The organism is Inquilinus sp. (genome assembly GCF_039594555.1).
Classification (GTDB): Bacteria; Pseudomonadota; Alphaproteobacteria; order DSM-16000; family Inquilinaceae; genus Inquilinus.
Genome location: NZ_JBCNNF010000372.1, coordinates 1 through 6,784, shown reverse-complemented (window position 1 = coordinate 6,784; position 6,784 = coordinate 1). Strand labels below are relative to the sequence as shown.

Genomic DNA, 6,784 nt, shown 5'->3' with positions numbered 1-6,784 from the left:
CGCGGTCGCCGCGGGCTGGGTCGTCCTGGCCTCGACCGCGGCGCAGGACATGCCGCAGCTGTCGGCCGCCATGCTGGTCGCCTATCCGGCCTGGGACGCCCTCGCCAACCTGGTCGACGCCCGGCGCTCCGGCGGGCTGGGGCGGAACCGGACGCAGGTGCTGAACTTCGGCATCAGCGTGCTCACGGCGATCGCCGTCGCCGTGGCCCTCGGCATCGGCATGGCCGCCGTGCTCGGCGTCTACGGCGTCTGGGCGGTGCTCGCGGGCGGCTTCCAGCTCGCGACCGCCGCCCGGCGCCGGTCGTTGTCCGGCGCGCAATGGGCGATGATCCTGAGCGGCGCCCAGTCGGCCCTGGCCGGGCTGTTCTTTCTCAAGCGGGCGGTCGGCACCGAAGCCACCGGCATCGCCGCCATCGTCCCCTATGCCGCGTTCGGCGCCTTCTACTTCCTGGTCTCGGCGATCTGGCTGATGGTGAGCGACGCCCGCCGGGGCGGCCCGGCCACCTGACCGCGCAGGGCTGGTGCCGGAGCGCGGAGGCTTGCGGCGGCCGCCGCGCTCGGCCCTACTGGCGGGAACCGGACGGGGAGGGCGGCGATGCAGCCGGCGATCGAAGCTGAGATGGTGGAGGCGATCATCCGCGACGGCGTGCCGCTGATCGGCGCCTTCGGGGTGATGGTCACGGCGCTGGGCGTCGGCACGGCGACGCTGCTGATGCCCTGCCGCGAGGATTTCGTGCGGCCCGGCGGCACCATCACCGGCCCGGCCCTGTTCGGCCTGGCCGATGTCGCGCTCTACGCCGCGGTGCTCAGCCGCATCGGCCGGGTCGAGCTGGCGGTCACCACCTCGATGGCGATCAACTTCCTGCGCCGCCCGGCCCTGGTGCCGGTGGTGGCCGAGGCCCGGCTGCTCAAGCTCGGCAAGCGCCTGGCCTATGGCGAGGTGCTGCTGTTCTCGCAAGGCGAGCCGGAGCCGGTGGCCCATGCCACCGGCACCTACTCGATCCCGCCGCGAGGGTGACCGCTACAGCACGAAGTCGCTGGCCTGGAGCGCAAGGGCCCCCGTCAGCACGATGTGGAAATCGGAGGTGCCGTCGCCATTCACGTCACCGGCGATGATGGTGGACGCGCCCGATACCGCATAGCGCAACTGCCCGGCGACGTGGCCGAAGGCGGCGGTGCCGATGAAGCTGAAGGCCTGGTCGCCGGCGGCGGTGGTCTTCGCATCGATGGCCGAGAGGTCGATCCTGTCGCCCTGCGACCGGGTGAAGTCAGTGATCCGGTCGGCATTGGCGCCGACGGCGCTGTGCGACACGGAGGAAAAGGCGAAGCGGTCGGCCCCGGCACCGCCGGTCAGGGTGTCCCGCCCGATCCAGCCGTTCAGCACATTGGCGCCGCTGTTGCCGGTGATGGTGTCGCTGCCGGCCGAGCCCGTGACGTTCTCGATGCTGGTGTAGATGTCCCCGAGCGCCTCGCCGGCCGAACCGACCCGGGTGCTCAGATTGACTGAGACGCCGCCGGTCGCAGTTGCATAGGAGGCGGTGTCCAGCCCGGCGCCGCCGTCCAGGGAGTCCCCGCCGGCGCCACCCCGCAGCACGTCGTTGCCGCCTTCGCCGTGCAGCGTGTTGGCGCCGGCGTTGCCCGTCAGCAGGTCCGCGCCCTGGCTGCCGGTGATGTGCTCGATCTCGAAATAGGTGTCACCCTGGGCATAGCCGCCGGCACCTTTCCCGGTCGTGAGGTTGGCGGTGACGCCCGTGGCGCTCTCCCAATAGCTCGCCGTGTCGGCACCGTTGCCGCCGAGCAGCCGGTCGGCACCCGAGCCGCCGCGCAGGACATCGTCGCCGTCGAATCCGGCAAGGCTGTCGTTGCCGGCCAGGCCCGACAGCACATTGTTGCCGACCCCGCCCGAGATGGAATTGGCCAGGCCGTTGCCCGTGCCGGACAGGCTGCTGGCGGGGTCGTACTCCACCAGGACCAGATTCTCGATCGTTTCGAAACCGGCGAGCGAGAGCGAGAGCGAAAGCGCGCCCTCGATCGCGTCGATGCCGCCGTCGGCATACTCCCTGATCTCGTCGAGAAACACGCCGGCCGGCGAGAAGTCCTGCGCGCCGACGACGTAGACGTCGCCGTCGGCGCCGCCGTCGAGATAGTCGACCCCGCTGCCGCCGGTCAGCCGGTCGGATCCCGCGTCGCCATAGAGCTGGTCGTCGCCCGCGCCGCCCGCGATCGTGTCGTTTCCTTCATCGCCGGAGCACCTGTCCTCGTCGTCGCCGCCGTCGACCTGGTCGCTCCCCTCGCCGGCCCGGATCTCGTCGTCGCCCGTACCGCCGTAAAGCCGATCGTTGCCCACGCCATTGCGATAGACGAAATCGTCGCCGGAGCCGCCATCCATGTAGTGCTCGCCATTTCCATCGGAGCGGATGGAGTCGTCATCGCCGCCGCCATAGATGTAGGTCGTCAGGCCCAGCGCAGTGTCGTGGCCGATATAGATGTTGTCGTTGCCGGCATCTCCGGAATACACGCCAGAATCGCCGATCCTGTCGTCGATGTAGTCGTCGCCATAGCCGCCATACAGCTGGTCATTGCCGCTGTAGCCGTCGAGGTAGTCGTCGCCGTAGTCGCCGTAGAGCTTGTCGTTGCCGTCATTGGAGTCACCATAGGAGGTGCCGCCGTCGAGATCGTCGTCGCCGTAGCCGCCATGGATCGTATCGTCACCGAGGTCGCCATAGAGAGTGTCGTCCCCGGTGCCGCCGTTGATCAGATCGGCGCCGGAATCGCCCCGCACGAAGTCGTCGTCGCCATAGGCGTTGATTTCGTCGTCATTGACGGTTCCGTTCAGGATGTTCTTGTTGCCGTCGCCATTGATCGCCATGTCGATGCCCCTGCCAGTTTCGATCCCGCCGTGGACCTCGATCAGATTGCCGAGGCCCGGCGGCGATGGCGTCATCCGAACAGGGGATGCGCCGGACGAAGCCGCAAAATTTTTCGGGGCGTGATTCCGGCTCGAGCGGGCCTGCCGCGAGAGGCCGGTGGGATTTCGATCCTGTGGCCATTCCTAACCGGCAAGGCAGTTATGGCAGGTCGGCCACAATCCGGTCCCGAGGATTGCCATTTTCCGCCCGTCTTTTGGGGACCGTTGCGGAGCCATGCGATTTAAAACGGCATTCGGGGCGAGGGGGCATGCAGGCGGAGGCGGTGTTCGGTGCGGTCGAGCGGATCTATGACGCGGCCGTGAGGCCGGAGGGCTGTGCGGACAGCCTCGACATCCTGCGTGGCCTGGTCGGGGCCGACCATGCGGTGCTGCTGACCCGGGAGGCCGATCGGCCGCCGGCCGGGCTCGGCGTGGGCGTCGATGGCGGCGCCGTCAGGCGCCTGGCCGAGGCGGCCGGTGACGGCGGCGCGGCGGCGGAGTGGCTGCGGTCGCTCCCGGCGCAGCGGGCGGTGGCGTCGTCCAGCCTGATCGCCGATGCCGACTTCCTGCGGACCGAGATGTACAACGAGGTGGTGCGGCCGATGAACGGCTTCCGCGCCGGCGTCTACGCCTGGCAGGGCCGCCTGAGCTCGCGCATGGTCGCGGTCTGCCGGCCGCGGCAGATGCGGGATTTCGAGCCGGCGGAGCTGAAGGCGCTGCAGCTGGTGATGCCGCATTTCGCGTCGGCGCAGCGGCTGCGCCGGCGGCTGGCCTCCAGCGATCTGCTGGTGGCGGGCAGCCAGGCCGCCCTCGACGCGCTCGACTCCGGCGTGATCCTGGTCGACCGCGAATGCCGGCCGCTCTTCGTCAACCGGCGGGCGGAGGAGATCGGGCGGCAGCATCGCGGCCTGCGCCTGTCCTCGGCCGGCATCACCGCTGCGCTGCCGGCCGAGACCGCGCTGCTGCGCCAGATGGTGGCGGCGATGGCGGCGATCCTGGCGCGGCCGGCGGAGGGCGCCCTGACGCGTGGGGCCGCCGCGGCCTCGGCCCGGCTGTGCCTGTCGGACCCGGAGGGGCGCGCGCCGCTGGTGCTGACGGTGGCGCCGGTCACCGCCGTCGACCCGGCGGACGGGCGCTGCGGGCCGGCCCGCGCGGCGATCTTCATCGCGGCGCCGGACGAGGCGCGGCCGGTCGACGGGCGCGCCCTGATGACCGCCTTCGGCCTGACCGCGCGGGAGGCGGAGGTGGCGTCGCGCCTGGCCTCCGGCGCCACCATCGGCAGCCTGGCGGCGGAGTGGGGCATCAGCGTCAACACCCTGCGCGGCTATCTCAAGGCCGTGTTCGGCAAGACCGGCACCTGCCGCCAGGCCGATCTGGTGCGGCTGGTGATGCAGGGCTTCGCCGCGGCGTGATCGCGGCTATGCTGCGGAACGCCAGCGTTCCTGCGGCTTGCGCGAACGGTATTGAAATACCGTTCCACTAAGTGACTGTGGTTTCGCTGCTTTTTTCCGTTGACGCGGGCGGTCCCGCCGCGTAGACAGCGGCCTCTCGCCGGAAGCCCCTCCCAGGGGCAGCCGGCGGCATCCGTTCCCGACCCTCGATCAAGGGCCCGTCATGAAGACATATTCCGCCAAGCCCGCCGAGGTGGAGAAGAAGTGGATCGTGGTCGACGCCGACGGCGTCGTTCTCGGTCGGCTCGCCAGCATCATCGCGATGCGCCTTCGCGGCAAGCACAAGACCACCTTCACCCCTCACGTCGACACCGGTGACAACGTCATCGTCGTCAATGCCGAGAAGGTCCGTCTGACCGGCAACAAGCGCCAGGACAGCATCTTCTACTGGCACACCGGCTATGCCGGCGGCATCAAGGGCCGGTCGAAGGGCCAGATCCTCGACGGCGCCCATCCGGAGCGCGTGATCGAGAAGGCGGTCGAGCGCATGATCACCCGCGGCCCGCTGGGCCGGAAGGTCATGGGCAACCTCAAGGTCTATGCCGGTGCGTCGCATCCGCACGAGGCGCAGCAGCCCGAGGTGCTGGACGTCGCTGCCATGAATCCGAAGAACAAGAGGTAAGGCCGTGGCCGATCTGCAGTCCCTCTCCGATCTGAAGCCGACCCTCGAAGGTGCCGTGGCCGAGGCCGCGCCGGCGGAGCCGAAGCGCGACGCCCAGGGCCGCTCCTACGGCACCGGCCGCCGCAAGGACGCCGTCGCCCGCGTCTGGGTCAAGCCCGGCACCGGCAAGATCACGGTCAACGGCCGCGACCAGGAAGTCTACTTCGCCCGCCCGGTGCTGCGCATGCTGCTGCAGCAGCCGTTCCAGGTGTGCGACCGGACCAACCAGTTCGACGTCGTCTGCACCGTCACCGGCGGCGGCCTGTCCGGCCAGGCTGGCGCGGTTCGGCACGGCCTCAGCCGCGCCCTGGTGGCCTATGAGCCCGGCCTGCGCGGCGCGCTGAAGGCCCACGGCTTCCTCACCCGCGACCCGCGCGTGGTCGAGCGCAAGAAGTACGGCAAGGCCGGCGCCCGCCGGAGCTTCCAGTTCTCCAAGCGCTGATCCGCACGACTTCGGATCCGTTGTTCGGAAAGGGGCGCCCTCGGGCGCCCCTTTTTCGTTGCGCGGGCCGGCGGCGCGGCGAGGGCGTGGTCGCGACCAGGGTCGGGGTCACGATGGCAGCGGCCGGTCCGGCAGGGGTCGGGGCGGCGACGGTGGTCGCCACGGTCGGGATCACCGCCGGCCGGGTCGGCTGGATCGCGGTGACGCCGGCGAAGCGGCGGCCATAATCGCTGATCCGCACGCCGTTGTCGTCGGCCGGGTCATAGGCGCCAGCGGTGGCGATGAAGCGCTCGGTCCCGTCCGGCCCGCCCAGATGCATCATGGCGCGCAGCCCGTCCCAGGTGATCGGCACCCCGGCGACATAGCCGCCGATCCGCCGGTCCAGCCCGCGCTGGGCGATCTCGCGGTCGAGATGGGCCAGGTGCAGGCGGAAGGCCGCGATCTGCGCCGCCGGCGTGTCCAGGAAGTCGCCGATGGTCCGCACCTGCGGATAGCCCGGGATGTGGAAGGTGCCGCGCCAGCGGTTGCGCGTGTCCTCCGGCGACAGCTTCTCACCCGGATCGTAGATGCCGGCGATCGCCGCCGCCGAGTCGCCGAGCTGGAACAGCCCGGCATAGCCGCCCTTGTTCATCTGCAGCGGGTCGCGGCTGCTCTCGGCCGCGGCCAGCAGTTCGGCGAAGGCATGGTCGCTGGAATGCGGGATGCCGTCCGGCACCTCAGGCCTCAGAGCCAGGTCCGGGATGACCGGGGAGGCGGGCACGGCAAAGTCGGGCGCCGGAGGGGTGGTGGCCGGCGCGGCCGTCATCAGCAGGCTGCCGGCGACGATGGCCAGCACGGCGTTGCGTCGAGATGGGGTCATCCGATCGCCGCTCTGGTGAAACCGCGGGCGGCATGGTGCGGGCCGAAGCCGGCCGAGGCAAGCAGACTTTGCCGGGTGGGGCGGAATGACTCAGCCGCTCAGCGGCCCACCGGTGCCACCACCTTGACGAAGCGCACCGGCCCGCCTTCGGCGCGGTAGGCGTAGGGCCGGTCGCTGGCCAGGCGCAGCGCGTGGCCGGCGGGGGCGGCGAGGGCGGTGCCGTCGACCTCCAGCACCAGCGTGCCCTCCAGCACCCGGATCAGTTCCACCGTCCCGGCCGGGTCCGGGCTGGCGTCGTAGCGGGCGCCGGCCGCGAGATCCCAGTCCCACAGCTCGGCCCAGCCGCCGGAGGCGACCAGCCGGGCGCTGCCGGCTTCGCTCTGCCACATCGTCGCGAACTCCGCGGGCGGGATCAGCCGGGCCGGGGCCGCGGACCCGCCGCCGACCAGCTCGGCGAAGCCGA

8 protein-coding genes are annotated in these 6,784 nt (G+C 70.9%); 5 read left to right on the top strand and 3 right to left on the bottom strand.

What is annotated here, in order from left to right; genetic code table 11:
* Both ABDW35_RS28870 and ABDW35_RS28865 read left to right on the top strand, forming a co-directional pair.
* Window positions 1-508 (top strand): DUF308 domain-containing protein (locus tag ABDW35_RS28870; RefSeq protein ID WP_343717303.1); only part of this gene is annotated, 508 nt, incomplete at its 5' end.
* Window positions 509-595: 87 nt separating this feature from the next.
* Window positions 596-1,018, top strand: a complete 423-nt coding sequence (locus ABDW35_RS28865) for a PaaI family thioesterase (RefSeq protein WP_343717302.1) — start codon at window positions 596-598, stop codon at window positions 1,016-1,018.
* 3 nt (window positions 1,019-1,021) lie between these two features.
* Here ABDW35_RS28865 and ABDW35_RS28860 read toward each other — a convergent pair whose 3' ends face one another.
* Window positions 1,022-2,944 carry a calcium-binding protein gene (locus ABDW35_RS28860; protein ID WP_343717301.1) on the bottom strand — a complete coding sequence of 641 codons (1,923 nt, stop codon included), beginning with the start codon at window positions 2,942-2,944 and terminating at the stop codon, window positions 1,022-1,024.
* A 233-nt stretch (window positions 2,945-3,177) separates the two neighbouring features.
* Here ABDW35_RS28860 and ABDW35_RS28855 point away from each other — a divergent pair, with 233 nt between their 5' ends.
* The 3 genes from ABDW35_RS28855 to rpsI all read left to right on the top strand — a co-directional run bounded on the left by ABDW35_RS28855 (window position 3,178) and on the right by rpsI (window position 5,462).
* Window positions 3,178-4,320, top strand: coding sequence for a helix-turn-helix transcriptional regulator (locus tag ABDW35_RS28855; protein WP_343717300.1), 1,143 nt, complete (start codon window positions 3,178-3,180; stop codon window positions 4,318-4,320).
* Between the two features lie 202 nt (window positions 4,321-4,522).
* Entirely contained in the window at window positions 4,523-4,981 is a 459-nt protein-coding gene (gene rplM, locus ABDW35_RS28850) for a 50S ribosomal protein L13 (RefSeq protein ID WP_034842861.1), read from the top strand.
* A 4-nt stretch (window positions 4,982-4,985) separates the two neighbouring features.
* Complete coding sequence (gene rpsI, locus ABDW35_RS28845) at window positions 4,986-5,462, top strand: 30S ribosomal protein S9 (protein ID WP_343717299.1); 477 nt, start codon at window positions 4,986-4,988, stop codon at window positions 5,460-5,462.
* Here the strand turns inward: rpsI and ABDW35_RS28840 are convergent.
* Together ABDW35_RS28840 and ABDW35_RS28835 are read right to left on the bottom strand one after the other, a co-directional pair.
* Complete coding sequence (locus tag ABDW35_RS28840) at window positions 5,380-6,321, bottom strand: hypothetical protein (protein WP_343717298.1); 942 nt, start codon at window positions 6,319-6,321, stop codon at window positions 5,380-5,382. The two genes, rpsI and ABDW35_RS28840, sit on opposite strands and share 83 nt — an antisense overlap.
* A 98-nt stretch (window positions 6,322-6,419) precedes the next feature.
* A partial coding sequence (locus tag ABDW35_RS28835; RefSeq protein ID WP_343717297.1) for a cupin domain-containing protein occupies window positions 6,420-6,784 on the bottom strand: 365 nt, incomplete at its 5' end.

Coding starts and splice junctions, on each gene's coding strand:
- ABDW35_RS28865 (WP_343717302.1), top strand. CDS start 596: ATGCAGCCGGCGATCGAAGCTGAGATGGTGGAGGCGATCATCCGCGAC.
- ABDW35_RS28855 (WP_343717300.1), top strand. CDS start 3,178: ATGCAGGCGGAGGCGGTGTTCGGTGCGGTCGAGCGGATCTATGACGCG.
- rplM (WP_034842861.1), top strand. CDS start 4,523: ATGAAGACATATTCCGCCAAGCCCGCCGAGGTGGAGAAGAAGTGGATC.
- ABDW35_RS28840 (WP_343717298.1), bottom strand. CDS start 6,321: ATGACCCCATCTCGACGCAACGCCGTGCTGGCCATCGTCGCCGGCAGC.
- ABDW35_RS28860 (WP_343717301.1), bottom strand. CDS start 2,944: ATGACGCCATCGCCGCCGGGCCTCGGCAATCTGATCGAGGTCCACGGC.